Below are 24,133 nucleotides of genomic sequence, written 5' to 3'. Positions count from 1 at the left end.
TAGTGTTCAGATTTGTTACCCTATTTTATAAAAATAAGACTATGAAGAGAATTGGATATCCTAACAAAACTTCCGTAGTAAGAAAAGATATAAGACACCCGTTGTGCATTTTGATTGAAAATAATAAAGTTGTTCATTAAATTGAAAATAAGTAAATTAATTTAACTTGATAGTATACCATTGGAGGTGTGTAAAATAGCAAGAATTAATCACTCTAAATTTTGCAAAGAACATCAGTACAGTGCACCAAATAGAGGTTTTTGTGCTTCTCAGCAAATGACTTTTTATGGCTATAAACTTCATGCTATTTGTTCTTTAAATGTTGTTTTCCAGAGTATTGATATCAGTCCCGCATCTGTTCATGATATTCATTTTTTGAAAGATATAAAATCTCAACTATCAGATTGAGTGCTACTTGGGGATAAAGGTTATTTGTCACAAACAATTCAAATTGACTTATTTAATGAAGTTCATATTCGATTAGAAACACCGAAAAGATCCAATCAAAAAGATTACAAACCTCAGTTTTATCCATTTAAAAAGTATCGAAAAAGAATTGAAACTTTATTTTCTCAACTATGTGATCAGTTTATGATTAGACGCAATTATGCAAAGACTTTTGAGGGGTTTAAAACCAGAATTCTAGCTAAAATTACTGCACTAACATTGAATCAGTACATTATTAAAATACACTTAAATCGAAATATTAATAATCAAAAAACTCAAATTATTTAAAATGCACAACGGGTACTGAATATAATAATGTAAAGTTATTTCTTTAAAGATGTTGATAATAAAAAAAAATACTTAACTTTTTGGAAATCTTAAAAAAAAGTTAGAGTTTTGTCTAAAATGTTATAAAATATTAAAACTATGAGGAGAAGATTAACATCTTTGGGCTTATTAGCTTTCCTAGGATTAGGAACAGTGGCTTTTGCTCAAGTAACGGGTGTAGTTAACGATGCTAACAATTTTCCAGAGTCAGACGTAGAGGTAACTGTAAAAGGGACTGATAAAGTTGCATATACTGACGAGAACGGAAATTTTAACATCGATGCTAAAGTTGGTGATACAATTATTATCAATGGAAAAGAATTTAAAGTAACTTCTACAAATTTAGGAGCTTTAAAATATTCAGATGAAACAGCTTTAGAAGAGGTTGTTATTACAAGTATTTTTGATTCTCCTTCTAAATCAGGAGAAACAGTTGTATCTGGTAAAAGTTTAGAAAACTTTAATCCTTCATTATCTGTTGATCAAATGTTAGGTGGTAAAGTTTCGGGATTAACTTCTCAAGCTCAGAATGGAGCGCCTGGAGCTACTTCTAATGTAACAATCCGTGGAGCTATGGGATTAGGTGGAGGTAATAAGTCTCCATTATTTGTAGTTGATGGTACTTATATGTCAGTTACAGATATGAATACTATAAATCCACAAGATATTCAGGATGTTACTGTTTTGAAGGATGCTTCACAATTAGCTATTTATGGTGCTAGAGGTGCAAATGGAGTTATTATAATCAAAACTAAAGGAGCTAAGAAAAATTCTAAATCATTTTCATATTCATCAAGAATTGGTTTTACTGAGATGATGAAACAAAATGATATGGATGTAATGAACTCAAGACAATTATTAGATTATCAAAATGGTTTATCCTCAATCAAAGGAGTAGCAGGTGGAGTGGCTAGAACACAAGCTCAAATGGATCAGTTAGCTAAGATTGATACAGATTGGAATGATTCATTCTTTAAGAACGGTTTAATAACATCTCATTATTTTAATATGGCTAGTAATATTGATGGAGATTCTCAATCTTTTTCAATTGGTTATGATAAAAATTCAGGTGCTGTTAACTATTACAAAGGTTTAGATAGAATTACTGGAACACTTAATATTTCGTCTAAATTATCAGATAAAGCTAAATATGGTATTAATGTAAATGGATCTTATCAGACATTAGATGAACCTAGAGATATTAATAATGGTCAAAATGCTTTTTATAGTGTTTTACAAAATAGACCATATGCTAGTGTTTATAAATTAGATAACAATGGTAATGTTATATATAAAGCTAATGGAGATCCTACATTCAATCAATCTGTAAACGCTATGGGTTATAATGCATTAGATGAGATGTATTATACTAAAAATCAAACTAGAACGTTCAGATTATATGGGTCAGCATTTTTTGAATATGAATTAGCTAAAAATTTATTTGCTAGAACAACATTTGGAGCAACATATAGAAGACTTCAATATGAGAATTTTATAGCGCCATCTGCTAATTTAATGGCTATTTTAGGTTCTGGTGGATCGAAAAGTGATCAGAGTCTTGATAGACTTGATTATAACTGGAGAAATGAGGTTAGTTATATAAAGTCATTTAATAAACATAATATTAGAGCAACTATAGCTTCAGAGTATATTAATCAATCTAGTTATTCTATGACTTTAAGTTCTCAAGGATTTCCAAATGATTATCAAGATGTACAAAGTTTAGCTACAACTAAATTACAGTCTTCAAATACTGCAAGATGGGCTGTGACTCGTTTTGGGTATTTAGGGTCAATTAATTATGACTACGCAAGAAAATATTTTGTTGATGGTTATGTAAGAAGAGATGGAACTTCTTTAGCTGGATTAGATAATAAATATGGAACTTTTTGGGGAGCGTCTGTTGCTTGGGATATAGCAAAAGAAGACTTTTTAAGATCTAATAAATTTGTTAATAGTTTGATGTTGAAAGCATCTTATGGTGAAGTAGGAGATGATTCAGGTTTAGCAAGATATTCTAATTTGACTTTAATGTCTATGACTGGAACATATAATAATCAAGGGATTGCTGCTCCATCTTTAAATATTGCAAATCCTAATACTACATGGGAAATTAATAAGAAATTAAATGTAGGATTAGACTTTGCTTTGCTTAATAGATCATTAACAGGTAACGTTTCGTATTTCAAAGATACACGTACAGATTTCTTATTTACTAAAGAGTTACCAATAGAAACAGGTTCATTTACAACAACTATTAATGCTGGAGAGTTAGTTTCTAGTGGGGTAGAGGTTGAATTAAATTATGACATTATTAATAAGAAAGAGTATGGTTTAAGTATATATGGTACTTTAACAAAAATGAAGTATAAAATAAATGACTTAAATGGTTTAGACGAATTAATAGTTTCTGGAACTGTTGAAGATATGAAACATATAAAAGGAGGATCTCCGTATCAATTTTATATGGTGAAATTTGCAGGTATTAATAGAGATAATGGTAATGCGCAATACTATGATTTAGATGGGAATATTACTGAAACTTATAATGCAGGAGATGCAATAGCGACAGGTAAATCTCCTATGCCTACTTTAACAGGAGGTTTTGGATTGAATGCTAAGTTTTATGGATTTGATTTAAATGCAGATTTTGTTTTTAGTGCTGGAGGTTATACTTATAATAACACCTATCAAATATTAACTAGTCCTACAACAACTAATAATAAAGCTGTTCAAGCAAATGATTATTGGAGAAATCCAGGTGATCAAACAGAATTTCAACGTCCAACGTCAGCTGGATTTAGATATTCGACTCAATTCTTAGAGAAATCTGATTATTTAAACTTTAGAAGTTTATCTCTTGGATATACGTTTGACGAATTATTAAAAGGTACTGGTTTAAAAGGAGTTAGAATTTTTACTCAAATACAAAACTTGGCTTTATGGACTAAATTCCATGGTAATCCTATTGCTGGTACTGCAAGTAGTAGATATGCTGTTCCTGGTGATGCAGGATTTATTGCAAACGCATATTCATTATTTTCATATCCAAATACAAGAACTTATTCATTAGGTTTAAATGTTAATTTCTAAAAAAAAAAGATGAAAAAAATTAAAATAACATTTTTAGCTTTGTCGTTATTGTTATCATTTAATAGTTGTAGTGATGATGATATTATGCAAGATTCTCCTACAGGTATAGCTGTAGATAACTTTTATCAAACTCCGACTGATTTTACAAGAGCTATATTAGGAGTTTACCAAGGTTTTAAACAATCTGGGTATTATGCAGCGTCTAACGGATCTTCAGATATAAATGTTTTAGGAGATATATTAGCAGATGATGTAATATTTAATACTAATGGTCGTCAGGCAAATAGATTAGCATCTACTCAATGGGAGTATGATGGAAATATGACTCCAACTTCAAAATATAATTCATCGTATAATATTATTATGCGAGCTAATTTAATTTTATCTAAAATAGATAATCTACCAGAAGGAGATTTTAAACGTCAAATAAAGGGTGAAGCTTTAGCTTTAAGAGCATTGGTACATTTAGAGGTTGCAAGAACTTATGCTAAAATACCAACTCAAAGTGCAGATGCTTTAAGTTCTCAAGGGATACCATATGTAGATAAATATATACCTTTTGAATCTCCAGGTAGAGAAGAGAATGTTAAAGTAGTATATGATAAAATACTTAAAGATTTTACTGAAGCTTTGAGTAATTTAAACGCAATTGCTGGTACTGATAGAATTAATAGTAATACTGTACAAGCGTTGTTAGCTAGAACTTATTTATATTTAGGGAATTATACTAAAGTAATTGAGTATGCACAACCTGTTGTAAATAAGGTTAATCCTGTTGCTAAAGACCAATTGTTAAATATGTGGAAAGGTGTAAATAGTAATGGAGTATTATTTGAAATTCCTTTTGTTTTAACAAATGATCCTGCAATTGGAGTAAGCTATAGTCAAGGAATAAGCGATGCTAATATTAATATGGAATATTCTGTAGATAAAAGATTTTATGCGTTATTTAATCCAACTACAGAGCCTGAAAGAATGTCGGCTAGTGTTAAATTATTTAGTCCAGCTAATGCAAACGGAAAGTCTACAATTGCTGTTAATAAATATATTTCAGGAAATAAAGCTACAAATATTCCAGGAGTAAATAATGGACGTTATTTGAGAGTTGAAGAGACTATCTTAGATTTAGCTGAAGCACAATATTTATCTGGTGATCAAGGAGGAGCTTTAGTAACATTAAATAAATTAAGAAACAATAGATATTCTTCTTATGCAGGAGGGGAAACAGGAGTAGCTATATTTGATGCAATTATTCTGGAAAGACGTAAGGAACTAGCTTTTGAAACTGGTGATAGATGGTTTACATTAAAAAGATTGCAAAATGTAAATGTACCTGCGCAATATAAAAATGGTATTCAAAGATCAGGAAATGGTTTTTATGCTGATGGAAGTGGAAGCGTTCCTGTTGGACAAACTTTAACACCTACTAGTCATAAATGGCAATTGCCTATTGATCAAGGTACAATAAATAGAAATCCTAATATGACACAAACGTCAGGATATTAATTTAAGTAATAAAAAAGACTATCTTTTTAAGATAGTCTTTTTTTTATTGACATAATATTTGTAAATTCAATTAAATATAATTTGAATTATGAAAATTAAATATAGTATTATTTTTTTATTTTTTATATGCTATGTAAACGGTCAAGTTAATCTCGACCCATTGACAGTAGGTGTTTCTCAAGGTAGCCATAGAATTCAATTATCTAAAATTGATTTGTCAATAAAAGGTAATCCTTATTTAAAGGATGGACTTTCACCATTTACTATAGAAGGTGCTAATTCTAATGTAAAGTTATTGCGTTATAATCACTACTCTGATGAAATGGAGTATCTAAACGAGAATGTTTCTTATGACTTAGATAAGCTGCAGAATATGATTATTACTTTTATAAATAGTAATAAAAAATTTATTTATATAGAGCATTATAAATTAGAAGATGGTAATTTAGAATCTGGTTTTTTACAAATACTTTCAGAAGGAAAAAATATTAACCTTTATAAAAAGGAAAAAGTAATTTTAAAAGAAATTTTACAAAAAGAAGATATAATGGATGTCGGAACATTAACGAAAGAATATACATCTGATAAGCCAATTTATTTTATGAATTTTAAGAATGATATTATTTTAATTCCTAACAAGAAAAAAGAATTTATTAATTTTTTTAAAGATGATAAGATAAAAGCATATATAAATAAAGAAAAAATTAATTCTACAAACGAATCTGATTTAATAAAATTAACAAAGTTTATAAATAAATAATATCAAAACCTCGAAGTTTACTTCGAGGTTTTTTTATTTTATAAACTCCCAAGCTCTAATTTCGGCCCAAGAATGTTTATTGTTTTCTAATGGAAAACCACAATGTCCACCATATTTTGGCATTTCGAAAGTGCAAAATGTATGATTTTTAAAACGTTCGATAGGATAACAATCTTTCCCTAAAAAAGGATCATTTGCAGCGTTGACAATCAAACATGGTGTTTTGATATGATCTAAAACAGTTGCAGGCGAAGCTTTGTGATAGTAATCTTCTTTGCTGCTATAACCATGCATTGGTGCAGTAAAATAATCATCAATTTCATCAAATGTTTTGATCTTATCAATCATTTTTTCATTCAGAACTCCTGGAAATTGTTTTGCTTTTATTTTAAATTTTGGAACTAAAGTGCGTTTGAAATTTTTAAAATAAATTGTATTCGGAAATATTTTCAATGTATCGGCACAAGATTTCAAAGAAATTGGAGCAGAAAATACAACAGCAGATTTTATTTTGTTCAAAACTTCATAATTTCCAAGATAATTCAAAACCAAAGCACCACCCATCGAATAACCAATCAAATAAATTTCTTGGTAATTTTCTGCTATTGCTTTTTCAACCACGCGATGTACATCATCAATCGATCCATGATGATACAAACGACAAGTTTTATTCATTTCACCTCCACAAGTTCTGTGATTCCAAGCCAAAATATTAAATCCTTTGTTATAAAAATAATCTGAACACGAATTAAGATATGTTCGTTTCGAATCGCCTTCTAATCCGTGAAAAAGTATAACTAATTTGTCTTTATTATTTTGAAATCGCCAATCTAAATTCAGAAAATCACCATCATCAGTTTCCATTTTTTCTCTAGTGTAATTTGGAACAGGATATTTCTTAAATTTCGCCGGAATAATGGTAGAAAGATGAGCATTTCGATTGATGAAATTAGGTTTCGGATAACTCGAATGTTCAATGTAAGGCATTTAAAATATTTTTACGTCAACTAAAAAATCCTTTTTAATTTCTTCATTTATATTAGTTAAAATCTTTGATTTTCCCATCAATAATTCTTGTCGCATTGCAGGAGAATTAATTTTAACATATAAAACTCGTTGTCTTACTTCAACACGATCAGTATATTTCTCGAAAAACTTTCCCATCACCGTTTGCCAAGCCTCTTCTGCTTTCACTTCCCAAATCAATTCTTCCTTTCCACTTTGTTTAATGAAATGCTCCAAAGCTTGACCAAGCGTTTGCTGATTACTTCTTTTTTCGTACTTTTTCATAAACGGAAAACTTTACTTTCAGAATTAATTTGTTTAATGATTTGCTCTGTTCTTTCGGGATGTGTATCGGTGATAAAAATTTGACCGAATCGTTCCTCGTTTACTAATTTAATCAATTGTGTTACACGATGTTCGTCCAATTTATCAAAAATATCGTCCAATAATAATAAAGGAGTGATGTTTAATGAAGATTTGATAACTTCTAATTGGGCCAATTTCAAGGCAATTAAATACGATTTTTGTTGACCTTGCGAACCAAATTTCTTGATTGGATAATTGGTAATTGTAAACAATAAATCATCTTTATGTATTCCAGCTGTTGAATATTGTGTCGAACGATCTTTGTACAAAGCCTCTTTCAGAACCGTTTCAAAAGGTGCGTCATTTAATTGTGAAACATATTCGATGTTAACTTTTTCTCGACCTTCTGAAATTTCATTGTAATATTTTAGGAAAGCTTCCAAAAAAGTTTGAATAAATTCTTTTCGTACTTCATGTATTTTCTTTCCTAAATGAATCAATTCTTCATCATAAATTTCCAAAGAAGTTGAATCAAATGTATTATTTGCAGCAAAATATTTTAGCAACGCATTTCGTTGAACTAAAACCTTGTTGTATCGCATCAAATCAGCTAAATATTGTTTATTCGATTGCGAAATAATATTGTCTAAAAACTTACGTCTAACTTCACTTCCTTCTTTGATTAGATCACTGTCGTAAGGCGAAATCATAACCAAAGGGTATTGCCCTATATGATCAGAAATACGATCGTACGATTTCGAATTTCTTTTTAATTGTTTTGCTTGCCCAGATCGAACTAAACAAAAAATAATATCTTCTTTTTCAATCTTATCAAAAGTTCCTTCTAATGTAAAATAATCACAATCAAATTGGATGTTCATCGCATCTGAATGATTTAAATATGATTTGCTTAAAGCCAAGTAATGGATTGCATCCAAAATATTGGTTTTTCCTTTTCCATTTTGACCTACAAAAGCATTAATCTTTGGTGAAAATTCGAAATTATTTTCATCAAAATTCTTGAATTGTCGTGCTTTAAGTTCTTTTAAATACATAAAAGCAAAATTACGATATTAATTAAGATTTATAAGATTGATTTGTGTAGTGATTGTCAAGCTGAATTTATTTCAGCTTCTCATCCTCTTTTTAATTTTGTATAGAATTATCATTCAGAGCTTGTTTCAGAATCTTTCTGCAGCATAATTTATTTTTTAATAACGTGATGTGAACCTGAAACGAGTTCAGGTTGACTTTATGAATTTTAATTAAATTCTTTCTAAAACAATGATTTTGAAACAAAATGTCGAGTTAAAAATCAAAATGATGTATTTTTGCATCTTTAAAAGAAAGATATAGAAAAATGGCAATTCAAAAACCATCGATTCCAAAAGGGACAAGAGATTTCTCGCCTTTAGAAGTGAATCGTCGTCAATATATTATCAACACGATCAAAAAACAGTTCGTGTTATTCGGATTTTCTCCAATCGAAACTCCATCATTCGAAAATTTATCAACTTTAACGGGTAAATATGGAGAAGAAGGAGACCGTTTAATTTTCAAGATTTTGAATTCTGGAGATTATTTAGCAAAAGTTGATGAGCAATTGTTGACAGATAAAAATAGTCAAAAAGTAATTTCGCAAATTTCTGAAAAAGCATTACGTTACGATTTAACTGTGCCTTTCGCACGTTATGTTGTACAGCATCAAAATGAGATTACTTTCCCATTTAAGCGTTATCAAATTCAACCAGTTTGGCGTGCCGATCGTCCTCAAAAAGGTCGTTTTCGTGAGTTTTTTCAATGTGATGCGGATGTTGTAGGTTCGGATTCGTTGTTACAAGAAGTTGATTTTGTACAATTATATGATTCAGTTTTTACAGAATTAAAAACGCCAGTTGAAATTCATATCAACAATCGTAAAATTTTATCAGGTTTAGCAGAAGTAGCAGATATTTCGGCTCAATTGATTGATTTTACAGTGGCTTTAGATAAGTTGGATAAAATTGGTGAAGAAGCGGTAAAAGAAGAAATGCGTGGAAAAGGAATTTCTGATTCTGCGATTGAAATTTTATCACCTTTATTCTCAATGAATGGAGATTATGAAACACAATTTGCTCAATTAAAAGAAATTTTAAAATCTTCGGAAACTGGATTAAAAGGAATTGAAGAATTAGAATTTGTTTTTGAAAATACAACAACTATTGGTTTACAATCTGCTGAATTAGTATTAAACTTAACATTAGCTAGAGGTTTAGATTATTATACAGGAGCTATTTTCGAAGTGAAAGCGAAAATCGGAGAATTCTCTTCATCTATTGGTGGAGGAGGTCGCTACGATGATTTGACAGGAATTTTTGGATTGAAAGATATTTCTGGAGTAGGAATTTCTTTTGGATTAGATCGTACATATTTAGTTTTAGAAGAAAATAATTTATTCCCAGCTTTAGAAGATTCAACAAATATCCAAGCATTGTTCATTAATTTCGGAACGAAAGAAGCTGCTGAGGCAATGAAATTGGTAAAACAATTACGTCAAAGTGGAATTAATACAGAGGTTTATCCTGATGATGCAAAAATGAAAAAACAAATGGGATATGCTGATAAAAAAGGAATTAAGAAAGTAATTCTTTTGGGTGAGAAAGAAATTGCAGAGCAAAAAGCGACTGTAAAAGATATGATTTCGGGAGAACAAACTGAAGTTGCTTTTGCTGATTTGGCTAATGCGTTATAGATTTTGGAAAGAATCTAATTGTATTTGTTTAATATATAACAAGTTAAATAAGGTTTAGATACAAAATAATAAATAGGCATTATGCCTTAATTCAAATCTATTCAATATATTTGCAAACTATTTAATCAAGAATATAAAATGAGTTTATTAACAGTTGGTACAGTTGCCTTTGATAAATTAGAATCTCCTTTTGGGAAAACAGATAAAATCTTAGGTGGTGCCGCTACATATATCGGTATGGCGTCTTCTTTATTGGGCGTGGATACAGCAATCGTTTCAGTTGTTGGTGGAGATTTTCCACAAGAATACATCGATTTATTAATTTCAAAAGGAATTAATTTAGATGGTTTAGAAATCGTAAAAGAAGGAAAAACATTCTTTTGGGAAGGTAAATACCACAACGATTTGAACACACGTGATACGTTAGCAACAGAATTGAATGTTTTAGAAACTTTCAATCCAGTTGTTCCTCAAGATCGCAAATCTCCAGACGTTTTGATGTTAGGAAACTTACATCCATTGGTACAAAAAGGAGTGTTGACACAATTAGAAAAGCGTCCAGGTTTGGTTGTTTTAGATACAATGAACTTTTGGATGGATTGTGCTTGGAACGAGTTGATGGATGTGATCAAAGATGTTGATGTAATTTCTATTAATGACGAAGAAGCGCGTCAAATGTCAGGTGAATATAGTTTAGTGAAAGCTGCTAAAAAAATCATGACATTCGGACCAAAAACAGTTATCATCAAAAAAGGTGAACATGGAGCTTTATTATTCCAAGAAGAACATGTTTTCTTTGCACCAGCTTTACCATTAGAAGATGTTTTCGATCCAACAGGAGCAGGAGATACATTTGCAGGAGGTTTCTCCGGATACTTAGCAAAAACAAACGATTTTTCTTTCGATAACATGAAACGTGCAATTGTTTACGGATCTGCATTAGCATCTGTAACATGTGAAAAATTCGGTACTGAATCATTAGGAGATTTAACACGTGATGGTTTAGCTGAACGTTTGAAAGAATTCAAAAAATTAATGGATTTCTCAATTAATTTATAAGAGAATTATTCATCAAAATATTTAAAGCCTTGCATTTGCAAGGCTTTTTTGTTTTATATTAGATTGTAAATTATTTATATGCAGATTATTCTTGAAATAATTTTTATTGCGATTAGTGAACTTATAATAGAAATTTTTGGAATACGAGTTCGATATATTATTTTAAAACTATTTAATCCAAAGTTAAATTTTGAGGAATTTTCTCAAAATGAATCAGGTTGGCATAAATTTTATAATGCAGTAGTAGGTTTGTTAATTCTAATTGGATTAATATTTGGTGTTGCTTTCTTATATTTTAATTAAAATGAAAAACAAAATTATACATCTTCTCATATTGGCATTTTCCTCTTTACTTTCTGGAATAATGATTTCGAAAATGTCATTCATCGGTAAAATAGGAATCACAATTATTTACAACGAATATACGATCCTGAAATCGTGGTGGAAAACAGCCTTGTTATTATTCGCTATACAAGCTGTTATTTTTATTGTATTATCCATTTGGAATGAGAAAACAACGAAACGTTTTAAACGTTTGTTATTGCCTCTCATTTTCCTTTTTATGGGAATTATTGGATTAATTTATTGCTATTACGATTTTACTGAAACCTCACATCGTTTATTGAAAAAGACGTTCCATTTCGGATTTTATATTTTTTGGTTTACGTGGTTTGGGAATTGTATATTTTTTATGACAAAAAAATCTCAAAAAGTAGAAGAAATTCCGCAAGAAACAGAAGTGTATTAAAATAAAAAGCTCATCAAATTTTGATGAGCTTTTGCTTTTGTGACCGAGACAGGATTCAAACCTGTAACCTCTTGAGCCGTAATCAAGTGCGCTATTCAGTTGCGCCACTCGGCCATTCCGGATAAGAAACTATTGTTCTTATTTTGGACTGCAAATATAAAGACTATTTTTGAATCTGCAAATATTTTTTTAAATAAAATTATCCTCGATCTCTATCGCTTATGAGCATCATCATAAAACTCAAAACAAAAAGTGTATCATTTTCGGATGATTGATATTGATTTAGTTTAAATTTTCGTCCAAAGAATGAAGGTTCTTTTGATACTTCCATCATTTCTCTTCCTTGTAAATCAGTTAAAACATATTTTGGATTGAAAATATAACCGGAGAAAAATCCTACAACGGGAATTTCACCAACCATTCCGTCCATCATGCGTGTAAAACCACTACGTTCGTTGATTGTAAATAAATGATTATCATTTGCGTCGTAAATATGAAAAGTCGCTTTCCAAAAGGATTTGAAAGTTTTTCGCTTTGCTTTACCAATAACATTTCCGTTCGCATCTGTAATGGTAAAAGTTTGTTGAAAGTCGATGATTTTATTCGAACGAAGTTGAAAAAGTTCTTCTTTTTTCGATGAATCACGGTAGATTTTAATCACATCTCGCCACGAAAGAATTTTTTCGCGTACATAAAATACAGGTTGATTATTAGCGTCTGTTACAGAAAAATCATTCGAAAAAGTTGCAATATGAAACTTTATATCAAGCGGAAATTTTAGGTTGCTTAAATTCATAAGTGTTGAGTAATTTTTATCAAAAATAGATTTTTTTCGGACATAAAAAAAGGTTCAGAATTTCTGAACCTTAAGTTTATAAATAATTTCTTACTTCATCTAAATGTGTAATCGTTGGAACATCATCCATCGAAAAATTATCATCTAATCGATCAAAGAAAATCGCCGACATTCCGAAAGCTTTTGCGCCAACAGCGTCCGCAATCCAATCGTCACCAATGTAAATTGATTCATCTTTTTTAGCACCAGATTTTTCCATTGCCAAAGAAAAAATACGAGGATCAGGTTTCAAGATTTTGATTTCGTCTGCATAAGTTACCGTATCAAAATAACCATTTAATTCTGATGTTTCAATTTTACGTTTCGAAACTTCGATAAATCCATTTGTGATAATGTGTAATTGATATTTTGGTTTCAAATAATCCAACAATTCCATTGCTCCATCCACCACTTCATTGTAATTGGTAATCGTTTCCATGTATTCTTCTTCAAAAATCTTTGCTAGAGCATCATTATCAATCCCAAGATTATCAAAAGCTTCTTTGAAACGACGAGCACGTAATTCTTCTTTTGTAATTTTTTTGTCACGAATCAAAGCCCAAAGACCTTCGTTGCTATCGTGATAAAATGGATGAAATTCCTCGAATGTAAAACCATATCTATTTTCTACATCATACTTTTTGTAAAGCTCATCTAGCGCGAGTTTTGCATTTTTTCTGAAATCCCAAAGTGTGTTATCAAGATCGAAAAAAACGTGTTTTATTGTGTTCATAAATGCAAAGCTAAGGATTTTATGTAGATTTGCTGATGAAGAAAATATCAATTGAAAGCGAAGTTAGAAAAATTTAAAACGAAGAATGCCAAAGGTGTTTTGTCTTTGTTGGCAGGTAACACAATTGCGCAAGTGATTATGTTTATTGGCGGAATTATTTTGGCTCGAATTTATGGTCCAGAAGCGTCGGGAACTTACAATGCTTTTTTAAGTTTTGTGGCCATTCTTTCTATTTTGACAACGTTTCGTTTAGAGAATATTTTCGTGATTTCGAAATCATCAAAAGCGATTCGAAATTTGTTTACAACCCTATTATTAGTGAGTAGTATTGTAACGATTTTATTCTTTTTGGGTTATGCTATTTTAGAAAAAATTTTCACATTCAAAACCTCCTTATTTATTGTTTTCTTAAGTTGTGTTGCAGGATTATTTACAGCTTGGAATAATGTTCAAAATACATTGTTTACGAAGTATAAATTATTCAAAAGTATTTCAACTGGATTTGTGATTAATGCACTGTTTTCGGTCTTTTTCCAGTTCATTTTTTATTGGATAGGCTACAAAGAAACAGGATTGATTTATGGAACAATTTTCGGAACTATTTTGTCTTGTGCATACTATTTTTCAATTACAAAAGGACGATTTTCTTCGATTGATTTTGGGTTGGCTAAACGAACAATTTCTAAGAACAAAGAAATCCTAAAATATACATTACCCTCAGAATCGTTGAATGCAATTGCGAACAATTTGTTACCAATTATGATTGCGATTTATTTTATGAAAGAAGATGTAGCTTTTGTGGGAAATTCAGCTAAAATTTTGGTTGTTCCTTTGACATTACTTTCCAATTCGATGTCGAAAGTTTTCTTTCAGAAATCTGCTGCAATGATTGATCATCGTTCGCATCAATTATATGATTTATCGAAAAAAGTGGTACTGTACAACGTTGGAGCAATTGCTGTTTTTCTTTTGTTGATGAATTGTATCGGAATTTTTATTCTCGAGTGGATGCTTGGACCAGAATGGCGAGGCCTGCATATTATGACGTGGATACTTTCATTTTGGATTTTGTGTCGTTCTGCAATGAATCCTATTCAGCAAATAGTCGTGGTTATCAAGAAAAATCATTACGCACTATACTTCAATATTTATTTGGTTTTCGTCACATTGATTACTTGTGTGATTGGCGGACTAAATAAAAACATACTTTTGACGTTATCTCTATATTCTTTCTTTGCAGGAATGGGCTATTTGGTTCAACTTTACTTTGTAATGAAAGAACTGAAACGTTATAAAAAGTTAGGTGAATAATTCGAGAAAAAATATTTTAGCTTTAGCATCTTGGTATCCGAGTAGAATTTTTTTAGATAATGGAGATTTTATTCAGCGCCATTTACGTTCTATCTCTACTTTAAATAATGTGACGCTTGTTCATGCAGTAAAAGATGAAAATTTAAAATCTAATTTTGAAATAGATGATTCTATCAACCAAAATGTAAGAGAAATAATTGTTTATTTTAAACCATCTTTTTTTCGCCCGTTTAATTTAATCAAACAATTTATAGCTTTTCTGAAAGGAGTTTCTTTGATTAATAATTTTGATATAATTCATCTCAATGTTGTTTATCCGGCAGGTTTAGTTGCTTTATTTTTGAAAAATAAATACAAAAAACCAATAGTTTTAACAGAGCATTGGACAGGATTTTCTCCAGAACGTTTTATTTCATTTCCATTTTACAAGAAGTTTTTAATTAAAAAAATACTTAGAAAGGTAGATGTTTTAACGCCTGTTTCAAATGATTTAGCACAGAAAATACTTAAAATTTATCCTATAACAATTGTAAAAATTATTCCAAATGTTGTGGATGTAGAATTGTTTTCGGTAAAAGAAGATTGTAAAATAAAAAGAATAACTTTTTTACATCTTTCGCATTTAGAAAATGAACATAAAAATATTTTAGGAATGTTGAATGTTGTTAAAAAGTTAGTTGATAATGGCTATAATTTTGAATTTCAGATTGGAGGAAATGGAGATTTAACTTTGATTAATAATTTTGTTGAAGAAAATAATTTGTCTGCTTTTGTAAAATCTTTTGGGCGATTACAACATTTTGAAGTGAATCAAAAGATGAAAAATGTGAATTGTTTTGTACTTTTTAGTAATTATGAAAATCAACCTTGTGTACAAATAGAAGCTTTTGCTTCGGGAATTCCTGTTATCGCAAGTGATGTTGGTGGAATTAAAGAATTTATGCCAAATAATTTTGGATTTATTGTGAATAAAAATGATGAATCAGCACTTTATAAAGCAATGGTTGAGGTGATAGAAGGTTATGAATTTGCAACGCCAAAGGAATTAAATAATTATGTTTTGAATAATTTTTCTAAGGAAGAAATTGCTCAACAATTTGATGAAGTTTATGTAAAAGTTTTACAATGAAAGGATTTCAATTTCATATAAATGAATCAAAAGTAGATTATAATATTTTTGTAAAAGCCGATGATTTTGATAATTATATTGTTGATTATCAAAACGTATTAATTGTTATAGAAGGTGTTATTTTAAATTCGAAACAATTTGATTCTAAGAATAATTCGTTTTCATTTCATTCACTTTACAATTCATTTGGAAATGATTTTGTCAAAGAATTAGAAGGTGAAATTGTAGGGTTTATTTATGATAAAAATATTAATAAACTATATACATTCACGAACTTTACAGGAACACGAAAATTATTCTATTATAAACATCAAGAAAATATAGTCATTGACACAAGTTTAATACGTTTAGTTGATAAACTTAAAAGGACTCAATTGACATATTCTTTGGATGAATTTTCGATGTATTCTTTATTGGTTTGCGGAAATACATTAGAAGATTATACGCCGGTAAAGGAGGTGAAAAAATTGAATGAAGCACAGATTTTAACGATTGATTTAAATAATTTAGCATCAGATATTTCATCTTATTATTCATTTTACTCAAAGTTCAGAGGCTCAAAAAAGGAAGCATTAGAAGAAATTGACCGATTATTTAATCAAGCGGTTTGTTTGGAATTTGAAAAAGATAAGGATCTGAAGAAAGAAAGTTTTGCTTTATTAAGTGGAGGCCTAGATTCGAGAATGACGTTATTGGTAGCTTTAAAAAATAAGTATACAATTGACGAAGCATTTTGTTTTTCTCAGAAAGGATATTGGGACGAAATTATTGCAAGACAAATCGCAAAAGATTATAATATTCCTTTTCATTTTGTAGAATTAAATGGTGGAGATTATATTACCGAAATAGACGAAATATTCAATATTTCTAATGGGTTTATTGTTTATTCTGGAGCTTTACATACAAACTTTGCTTATAAATCGATTAATCGAAATCGATTTGGATTAATTCACAGTGGACAATTAGGTGATGGTGTTTTGGGAATGTTTAATAGAAAAAGAATGAAAACTCCTCCAACAAAAGAAAAAATCGTGGTTAATAATCGATTGTTTCATCAAATAGAAAATGAATTCAATCAAATTATTTCTCAATATGATAATGAAGAACATTTTTTAACTCGAAATGTTGGATATAATAGAGCGGTTTTAGGTTCTTATATGGCGGAAGAATTTTCGTATCAGACTTCGCCTTTTATGAATTCAGATTTTATAAAATTTGTGCATAGTTTGCCTGAAGAATGGAAATATAATCAGGAGTTATATATAGAGTGGATCAATCAATTTCATCCAGATGCAACGAAATATATTTGGGAAAGAACACTTTTGAAACCAACATCGAAAAGGAATACTGTTTTAGGAGATAAAATTGTAAAACGTTCATTTAATTTATTGGTAAATCGAATTTTCAAAAAGCAAAATTTTGGAAAGATGACAGCTTATGATTATTATTATAAGCAAGAAAAGAAATACCAACAAAGGATGGACGATTATTTTGAAAATACTATTTCGTTGGTAACATCAGAAATGTTAAAAAATGATCTTATTTCACTTTATAAGACGGGCGATTTTAATGAGAAATCAACTGTTTTAACCGTTTTATCTATCATAAAACATTATTTTTAATGCGTAATCTAGTATTATTCCTAAAAGATTTTTTTCAAAACAAAGGTTTTTTTGTATTTCTATCCATTTTAATTGAGAAAGTGGTTGGCTTGCTAAATACCATTTTTGTTGTTCGAATGATTTCGTCAGAAGATTATGGCTTAATTACAATTATCGCTTCTCTTTTTGGCGTTTTTATAACCTTAAATGGTTTTGGGGCTGTACAAGGTTTACTACGTTATGGAGCATTAGAAAAAGATGAAAAAAATAAAACTCAGCTTTCAAATTATATCTTCAAACAAGGTTTAAAAAGACATTTTTTATTAATTGTTGCATTTTTTATAACGGGTTGCTTTTACGAATTTAAATATTTTAATATTTGGATTGTGGTATTTTTTTTTAGTATTCGAATGTTAGGTTACTATTTGTACACCTTTGTGCTAAATTATTATCGCATTCAAAATTCGAATGATAAATTTGCTCGAATTTCAATATTGATTAATCTTGTTGGATTGTTGTTGGCTCTTACATTGACTTATTATTTTGGAATTTATGGCTATTTATTTGGTTTATCTATTACACCTTGGATGGCTATTTTATTTTATAAAAGAGAAATACTTTCTTCCATTTCTTTTAGACTAAATGATTTCAATAAAAAAGAATTTTGGAAATATTCGATCAACTCATCATTGACCTATTTTTTATCAGAATTGCTTTTCATGATTGATATTGTTTTGATTGGATTATTATTAAATGAAAAGGCTGTTGCAAACTATAAAGTTGCCATTATTTTACCGATGAATTTGATGTTTATTCCCTTGATTTTCATGCAAACAGATTATCCGAAAATAGTATCAAATTCAAGAAATATTGATTATTTAAAGTTTTATATCCGAAATTATTATAAACTATTTGTTCCAATTAGTATACTGATTTTGATAATAGGTTTTGTTATAAAAGATTGGATTTTACCTTTTGTTTTTGGGGCAGAATACAATGAAAATGGTTGGATTTTTTTCGTTATTTTAACTGCAGTTGCGTTTAATATGTGCTTCAGAAATTTGTATGGTAATTTATTGTCAGCTGTTGGTTTGGCCAATAAGAATTTCCGAGTGGCCCTTTTTTCTATTATAATAATGGTCGTTTTAGGTTTTGTCTTAACACAATCTTTAGGGAATTTAGGTGCGGCGATTGCGTTAGCCATTACATTTATATCAATGGGATTTTATTCGGCTTACATTTTCAATCAATACTTACACAAACTAGAAAAAAATGAATAAAATAGAGAAATTAGTTAAAGGAGCTCGTTTACTTTTAAAATAAGTTTCTTTGATTGCAGATTTATTATTATTTGAAAAATGGATGTAAAAGAATTTGAAGAATGCATACTTTGAAATAGGGATTTGAAAAGAGGAAGTATTGTGCATTTCGCAAAACATATCAATCATTAGATATGCCTATTTAGCATATATTTATTACAACTTTTTTATTTCTTCTTCTGTCATTGTTTTGGATTTTAGATCAATTAATTTTTGACCTGTTTCTTTCATCCATTCAATATCTTCATTTGTTTTTTCATTATTTAAAATAACTTCCAGGATACCTTTATTGTTATTCATCCATGGAAGCAAGTAATAATTTAATCCATCTTTGTATGCTTTTTGTTGATGAAATTCCTTCCCTTTTGTTGTTTGCATAGCAAGTTGTTTAGCAGAATAATAATAAAGCGGTATTGAGAAAATAAGGATGGAAATTAATGATGTGTACTTCGGGAATTTTATAATAAAATTGTTTAAACCAACACTTAAAATAATCAAATAAGCTAAATTAAAATTTAAGAAAAAGACATAATTGTCGCTAACAGCATAAATAGTAGAAAAACAGAAAACAGGTAAGCCGAAAATAATTAAAAAAAGTAATGATTTGTCTTTGATAAAATTTCTAATTGGAATAAAGAATAAGGCAAAATTAAGAAACCAAAAATTATAAATAATATAACCTAATGCTTTCATTAAATCTTTTGAATAGCTTACTAAATCTTTCTTCAATGAGTCAGAAACCCATGATTTTTCCGAAGATGATAAAACATTTTTCAGAGATTCGTTATTAATAATTGGATAAATATAAAGCAATGCTAAAAATAGAAAAGGTAGAATACAATAACATAAAATATGAGATTTCTTTTCATTGCTTTTATAGGCCAAAAAACATAAATAAAAATAAGAAGGAATTAATAGAATTCCTTGTATATGAGAAAATAAGCTAATTCCAAGTATTATTCCTGTAAATAAAAGAGTTTTAGATTGTTTATTTTGAACAAATTTTATAGCAAATAAAACGTAAAGTGAAATCCAAATTAAACAAAAAGTGTAAACTTCTATATTTTCGGTATTTTTCCAAAAAGTAAAGCTAAATCCAAACGCAACTGTACCTAAAAGAGAAATCCAAAGCTTTTTATTTAAGAGTTTAAGAATTGAAAATAAAATATTCAAAACAATTACAGCAGAAATAATATTTACCCAACGTCCAATCTCAATGGTATTTATAAAAGGAAATAATTTGTGAATTAGAATATTGAAATTGAAATACAAAAAATGAGTTAATGAATATGTTTCATACGTAAATTGATTTCGTTCTATATCCAATATTTTTCCAGCAGCATCACCAAAAGTTATTTTACTAAAACTTCCTAAACGATAAATGATTAAGAAAAATAATGTAAGAAATAAATGGTAAAATTTTTTCACTCTTTTTGTGTTAATGAGATACAATATGTTTTTGTAGTAACTTTTGAATATAGAATTTATAACGATTTTTTTGGATAAAAATTGTGGGATCAGAAATACAATTATCCATCGGAAGTCGCTGAATATTTGTTGAAATCTCATCGTTTTTTATTCCTGCCGTACCAAATGTAAAATCGGATTTTATAGTATTAAAAAAGTTTATAGAAACTCCATCATCTGTAAAAGGAAAAGAAAAAACTCGATAATCCAAATTAAACTTTTGTTGGATAAAATCTAAACTTTCATTTGTCTCTATAAGTTGTTGTTCAAAAGAAATATCGCGATAATAAGGATGATTCATTGAATGTGCGCCAATTGTAAAGCCTTGATGAATTAATGCTTTAATTTCATTTTCATTCAAATAAATTTCAACATCATTTAGTTTTATTTCTTGTTTTAAAATTAATGAATTAATTTTTTTAAGATCATGAATAGAATAATTTAAAAGTTCTTTTTTAAGGTTATTGTCTGTAATGTTTTCTAAAATGAAAGCAACTTTATACCGATAAAAAACTTCTTGATTGTCAATAAAATTTGGATTGATAAAAAAAGTTGCATCTAAATTTCGTTCTTTTAATATTGGAGCAATTATAGAGTAACATTGTTTCAAACCATCATCAAAACTAAGATGAAAGTAATTTTCTTGAGGAATAGAACCATTTTTTTCGTATAAATCAATTAATTCAATCATAGAAATATTGACATAATTTTTCTGAAAAAAATCTAATTCACGTTGAAATTGATCAATAGATTTTAATGGATATAATTGATCGATATGAATTAATCTTTTATCTGAAACTGTATGGTAAAAAGGAAATATATTTTTTTTGAATAAATTTAATATCATAAAATAGCAGTCTTAACGTTTGTAAGTAATGAATGCAATTAAAACATTTTATAAAAAAATATTTTCCGAAAAGATAAGAATTAATAATAGAAAAAATTTAAAGAAATTGAATGGATTATTTCTGAAAGGAAATAATTTTTATTGTAATTGTTGCGAACAATCTTTTTCTAAGTTTTTGGATAAATCAAACGGTATAGATAACCGAGAAAATGCTGAATGTCCAAATTGTGGTTCATTAGAAAGGACAAGAGTTTTGTTAGAGTTTATAAAAAATGAAACAGATTTATTGGTTAAACCGAATAAATTATTGCATATTGCTCCAGAAGACGCATTGAAAAATATTTTTAAACAGACCGATAATTTACGTTATATCAATGCTGATATTAACATTAATCTTGCTGATGAAGAAATGGATATTACTTCAATAAATTATCCTGATAACACATTTGATTATATAATTTGTTGTCATGTTTTAGGGCATATTCCAAACGAAAAAAAGGCAATTGATGAATTGTTTCGCGTTCTAAAAAAAGGAGGAAAAGCTTTGATTCAAACTCCTATTCATCCAATAAATAATACGTTTGAAAATGCTGAATTTAAGACAGAAGAAGAACGATTAAAAAATTATGGCGAAAAAGATTTATTGAGATTGCATGGACAGGACTTTCAAGAAAGATTAAAACGTGAAAATATAATTGTCGAAAAAATAGATTATCGAAATAAAATTGATCATAATTTAGCAAAGAAACTTTCTGTTGGAAATGGCTATCGTGAATTAATTTTTCTTTGTCAAAAAGTCTAAATTAGAATAGTTTGTATAATGATTTTTTATAGCACCAAAACCTTGCATAAATTTAGCTATAGAAGGAATCATAGAACCTTCGAAATCAAGTGTTAATTCTGAATTAGAAAAGTTTTTGATAATGTAATCTATTATGTAAGCTGATCCAAAATTACTTTTTGAATTCTTATTTCTTGCAAAAGCAAAATTATAAACTCGATTTTTAGAAATCATGATTAGTTGACAACCAATTAAATTTTCTTCTTGATCAAAAATTTCATAAATATTAATAATTTTTTGATTAAATAAACTTTGAATTTTTTCTTGCGAGTAGTTTATTAAATTATTTGCGATCAAATATTCATAAGATGAATTTATTTTGAAAAATCGATTTAATTGAGTAACTTTTTCAATGTTATAATTGGATTTTTCTACTTTACGAATTTCATTTTTTCTATTTCTACTGTAATTTGAAAATAAAATTTCATAATCTTGATTCAAATCTAAAATATAATTAACCTTTTTCTGTCCCTTCGGTTCAAACATCTCTGTATTTTCCTCATTAAAAGCATAAGCTCTCACTAAATTTCGATGTAGTTTTTTCTCAAAAAGTTGAAAAGTTTCTTTTGAGAAATTTTCTTGATGAAAAACTCCTAATTGTTGACAATAAATTGGTTGTGTAATAAATTTTATACCAATTTTTTTTGTATATGGCAAAGGCATTATGGCTTCATAATCGTTCAAAACATAACAATCCCAATTGTTTTCAACTAAAGCATCCAAATAAAAAACTTCGGCATAAATGCGGTAATTCACCGATTTGTTGAGACATTCGGTATATTTATTAACATCTAATTTTTTTCGAGAAACTCTTTTTATCATTTAAAAATACTTTCGTAAACTTTTCGCCATTCAGTCCAATCTTCGTTCAAGTTTGATTGGTGGAATAATGTTATAAACGTTCCGTTTGTGGCTTTAATTGTTTGTTTCAATCGTTTTATTTCCTCTAAAGCTTGTTGCGGTGTTAATTTTAAATAATTTTTCAATGTAACATCCATTGCGACAAAAGGATATATTTTTAACAATGTTTGTTGATTTCTTGATAAGTCAAACCATTTGAATGGAGTAGATGTTCCAGCTCTAAAGCCTAATTGATGTGGGAATCCCATGGTGTAATCTTCCAAAATTTCATTTATTAACAATTGTTGATAAGCGTAAGGGAAATTCAATTTAATGAAATGTTGACGTGATTTTTTTATCGGTTGATTGCTAATTTTTTCTAATCGATTAATTTCAATTGTTAATTTATTTTCATCAAAATTAGATTGATAAGAAGGGTGAATTCCAATTTTTGCCCAAGTTGAAATGTTATTTATTAAATTTTTTTGAGCATTATTTTTCCAATGATGATTTTTATCGAAAGTAGAATAATCGCCCAATAACCAAAAGAAAACTGTTTCGATTTGATGTTTTTCAGCTAAAACTTTCAAATAATCAAATGTATCGTAAGGATCTTTTTTTTGCTGATTTAAAATTTTGATTTGATTCTGAAATTCTTTGAAATCACCTTTTAAAATTTTCTTTGAAAGTGAACCAAATTTTATTTTAGGAGAATGATGAAGATATTTCCATGCATAATCTACGTCATGAGTATTAATCTGTTTGAAAACTCTCTGTTTAAAATAAATTTCAGGAAATTTAGACTTTATCTTTTTTTGAATTTCAATACAAATTTCATCTACAATTGGTTTCGAATAATCTAAATCCGAACCTAAAAAACGATTGTGTTTATCAAATTTTTCTGGTTTTGCAATGTATTCTTCATAACGAGAAAGCCAATAAAAACATTTCCCAAATTCGTTTAAAATTGAATAATCAACATTTTCTTGAATGGTAGTTTCCAATAAAATATCATCAACTTTATAATTGATTTCATTTTCTAAAAATTGATTTGAAAAGTTGATTTTTGGTAAAATTGATTGTGAAAACTCATCAAAATCTGTAGTCGTTTTGTAGTCAATTCCAGAAAAATTATGAAAAATAAAATCGAAAATATATTCAATTCGATTCGTTATTTTTTCTGTAAATATGATGATTTTTTGACTCAAAATAGTTTTCAATAAAGCTT

At 28.6% G+C, this 24,133-nt stretch carries 21 protein-coding genes, 1 tRNA gene and 1 pseudogene; 13 read left to right on the top strand and 10 right to left on the bottom strand.

Annotated elements, in window-relative coordinates; translation table 11 throughout:
• Window positions 1–165 precede the first annotated feature (165 nt).
• From G0Q09_RS02720 to G0Q09_RS02705, 4 genes and pseudogenes are all read left to right on the top strand, one after another.
• A pseudogene (locus G0Q09_RS02720) lies at window positions 166–735 on the top strand (IS982 family transposase); the annotation flags it as partial.
• A 138-nt stretch (window positions 736–873) separates the two neighbouring features.
• On the top strand, window positions 874–3,867 hold the full coding sequence (locus tag G0Q09_RS02715; RefSeq protein ID WP_219033891.1) for a SusC/RagA family TonB-linked outer membrane protein: 2,994 nt from the start codon (window positions 874–876) through the stop codon (window positions 3,865–3,867).
• 9 nt (window positions 3,868–3,876) lie between these two features.
• A complete protein-coding gene (locus G0Q09_RS02710; protein ID WP_219033890.1) occupies window positions 3,877–5,373 on the top strand; it encodes a RagB/SusD family nutrient uptake outer membrane protein in 1,497 nt (498 codons plus the stop codon).
• An 88-nt stretch (window positions 5,374–5,461) separates the two neighbouring features.
• The gene (locus tag G0Q09_RS02705) at window positions 5,462–6,133 is read left to right on the top strand and encodes a hypothetical protein (RefSeq protein WP_219033889.1); all 672 of its coding nucleotides are present in this window, start codon (window positions 5,462–5,464) and stop codon (window positions 6,131–6,133) included.
• Between the two features lie 33 nt (window positions 6,134–6,166).
• Here the strand turns inward: G0Q09_RS02705 and G0Q09_RS02700 are convergent, their stop codons facing one another.
• The 3 genes from G0Q09_RS02700 to recF are packed head-to-tail and all read right to left on the bottom strand — an operon-like array spanning window position 6,167 to window position 8,499.
• Entirely contained in the window at window positions 6,167–7,120 is a 954-nt protein-coding gene (locus G0Q09_RS02700) for a YheT family hydrolase (RefSeq protein ID WP_219033888.1), read from the bottom strand.
• Window positions 7,121–7,423, bottom strand: a complete 303-nt coding sequence (locus G0Q09_RS02695) for a DciA family protein (protein ID WP_125350784.1) — start codon at window positions 7,421–7,423, stop codon at window positions 7,121–7,123.
• Window positions 7,420–8,499 carry a DNA replication/repair protein RecF gene (recF, locus tag G0Q09_RS02690; protein WP_219033887.1) on the bottom strand — a complete coding sequence of 360 codons (1,080 nt, stop codon included), beginning with the start codon at window positions 8,497–8,499 and terminating at the stop codon, window positions 7,420–7,422. Before recF ends, G0Q09_RS02695 begins: the two co-directional genes overlap by 4 nt.
• 305 nt (window positions 8,500–8,804) lie before the next feature.
• Here recF and hisS point away from each other — a divergent pair, with 305 nt between their 5' ends.
• From hisS to G0Q09_RS02670, 4 genes are all read left to right on the top strand, one after another.
• Window positions 8,805–10,175: a histidine--tRNA ligase gene (gene hisS / locus G0Q09_RS02685; RefSeq protein ID WP_219033886.1), complete on the top strand. Its 1,371-nt coding sequence runs from the start codon at window positions 8,805–8,807 to the stop codon at window positions 10,173–10,175.
• Window positions 10,176–10,313: 138 nt separating this feature from the next.
• The gene (locus G0Q09_RS02680; protein ID WP_219033885.1) at window positions 10,314–11,234 is read left to right on the top strand and encodes a PfkB family carbohydrate kinase; all 921 of its coding nucleotides are present in this window, start codon (window positions 10,314–10,316) and stop codon (window positions 11,232–11,234) included.
• Window positions 11,235–11,312: 78 nt separating this feature from the next.
• Window positions 11,313–11,537 (top strand): hypothetical protein, encoded by a 225-nt coding sequence (locus G0Q09_RS02675; protein ID WP_219033884.1) that lies wholly within the window; start codon window positions 11,313–11,315, stop codon window positions 11,535–11,537.
• Window position 11,538: 1 nt separating this feature from the next.
• Window positions 11,539–11,982, top strand: a complete 444-nt coding sequence (locus tag G0Q09_RS02670; RefSeq protein WP_257468033.1) for a hypothetical protein — start codon at window positions 11,539–11,541, stop codon at window positions 11,980–11,982.
• Between the two features lie 40 nt (window positions 11,983–12,022).
• Here the strand turns inward: G0Q09_RS02670 and G0Q09_RS02665 are convergent.
• From G0Q09_RS02665 to G0Q09_RS02655, 3 genes are all read right to left on the bottom strand, one after another.
• Window positions 12,023–12,096, bottom strand: a tRNA-Arg gene (locus G0Q09_RS02665).
• 85 nt (window positions 12,097–12,181) lie between these two features.
• Window positions 12,182–12,778, bottom strand: coding sequence for an LURP-one-related family protein (locus G0Q09_RS02660; RefSeq protein ID WP_219033883.1), 597 nt, complete (start codon window positions 12,776–12,778; stop codon window positions 12,182–12,184).
• Window positions 12,779–12,854: 76 nt separating this feature from the next.
• Complete coding sequence (locus G0Q09_RS02655) at window positions 12,855–13,550, bottom strand: YjjG family noncanonical pyrimidine nucleotidase (protein ID WP_125350778.1); 696 nt, start codon at window positions 13,548–13,550, stop codon at window positions 12,855–12,857.
• A 51-nt stretch (window positions 13,551–13,601) separates the two neighbouring features.
• On the opposite strand from G0Q09_RS02655, the gene G0Q09_RS02650 reads away from it, so the two are divergent.
• From G0Q09_RS02650 to G0Q09_RS02635, 4 genes are read left to right on the top strand one after another with little or no spacing between them, the layout of a single operon-like run.
• A complete protein-coding gene (locus tag G0Q09_RS02650) occupies window positions 13,602–14,861 on the top strand; it encodes a lipopolysaccharide biosynthesis protein (protein WP_125350777.1) in 1,260 nt (419 codons plus the stop codon).
• Window positions 14,854–15,990 (top strand): glycosyltransferase family 4 protein, encoded by a 1,137-nt coding sequence (locus G0Q09_RS15165; RefSeq protein ID WP_219033882.1) that lies wholly within the window; start codon window positions 14,854–14,856, stop codon window positions 15,988–15,990. Before G0Q09_RS02650 ends, G0Q09_RS15165 begins: the two co-directional genes overlap by 8 nt.
• Entirely contained in the window at window positions 15,987–17,612 is a 1,626-nt protein-coding gene (locus G0Q09_RS02640; protein ID WP_219033881.1) for an asparagine synthase-related protein, read from the top strand. Before G0Q09_RS15165 ends, G0Q09_RS02640 begins: the two co-directional genes overlap by 4 nt.
• Window positions 17,612–18,871: an oligosaccharide flippase family protein gene (locus tag G0Q09_RS02635; protein ID WP_219033880.1), complete on the top strand. Its 1,260-nt coding sequence runs from the start codon at window positions 17,612–17,614 to the stop codon at window positions 18,869–18,871. Before G0Q09_RS02640 ends, G0Q09_RS02635 begins: the two co-directional genes overlap by 1 nt.
• Window positions 18,872–19,066: 195 nt before the next feature.
• On the opposite strand, the gene G0Q09_RS02630 is transcribed toward G0Q09_RS02635, so the two are convergent.
• Together G0Q09_RS02630 and G0Q09_RS02625 are read right to left on the bottom strand one after the other, a co-directional pair.
• Entirely contained in the window at window positions 19,067–20,338 is a 1,272-nt protein-coding gene (locus G0Q09_RS02630) for a protein O-mannosyl-transferase family (RefSeq protein WP_219033879.1), read from the bottom strand.
• Between the two features lie 10 nt (window positions 20,339–20,348).
• Window positions 20,349–21,224, bottom strand: a complete 876-nt coding sequence (locus G0Q09_RS02625; RefSeq protein ID WP_219033878.1) for a polysaccharide deacetylase family protein — start codon at window positions 21,222–21,224, stop codon at window positions 20,349–20,351.
• A gap of 28 nt (window positions 21,225–21,252) precedes the next feature.
• On the opposite strand from G0Q09_RS02625, the gene G0Q09_RS02620 reads away from it, so the two are divergent.
• Window positions 21,253–22,026: a class I SAM-dependent methyltransferase gene (locus G0Q09_RS02620; protein WP_125349540.1), complete on the top strand. Its 774-nt coding sequence runs from the start codon at window positions 21,253–21,255 to the stop codon at window positions 22,024–22,026.
• On the opposite strand, the gene G0Q09_RS02615 is transcribed toward G0Q09_RS02620, so the two are convergent.
• Both G0Q09_RS02615 and G0Q09_RS02610 read right to left on the bottom strand, forming a co-directional pair.
• A complete protein-coding gene (locus G0Q09_RS02615; protein WP_219033877.1) occupies window positions 22,000–22,887 on the bottom strand; it encodes a hypothetical protein in 888 nt (295 codons plus the stop codon). The two genes, G0Q09_RS02620 and G0Q09_RS02615, sit on opposite strands and share 27 nt — an antisense overlap.
• Complete coding sequence (locus G0Q09_RS02610) at window positions 22,884–24,113, bottom strand: polysaccharide deacetylase family protein (protein ID WP_219033876.1); 1,230 nt, start codon at window positions 24,111–24,113, stop codon at window positions 22,884–22,886. The genes G0Q09_RS02615 and G0Q09_RS02610 overlap by 4 nt, the downstream gene beginning before the upstream one ends.
• Window positions 24,114–24,133 lie beyond the last annotated feature (20 nt).

Source organism: Empedobacter falsenii, assembly GCF_019308355.1.
Classification (GTDB): domain Bacteria; phylum Bacteroidota; class Bacteroidia; order Flavobacteriales; family Weeksellaceae; genus Empedobacter; species Empedobacter falsenii_B.
Note: the sequence above shows the minus strand (reverse complement) of the source record. Positions and strands in the feature narration are given on the sequence as shown.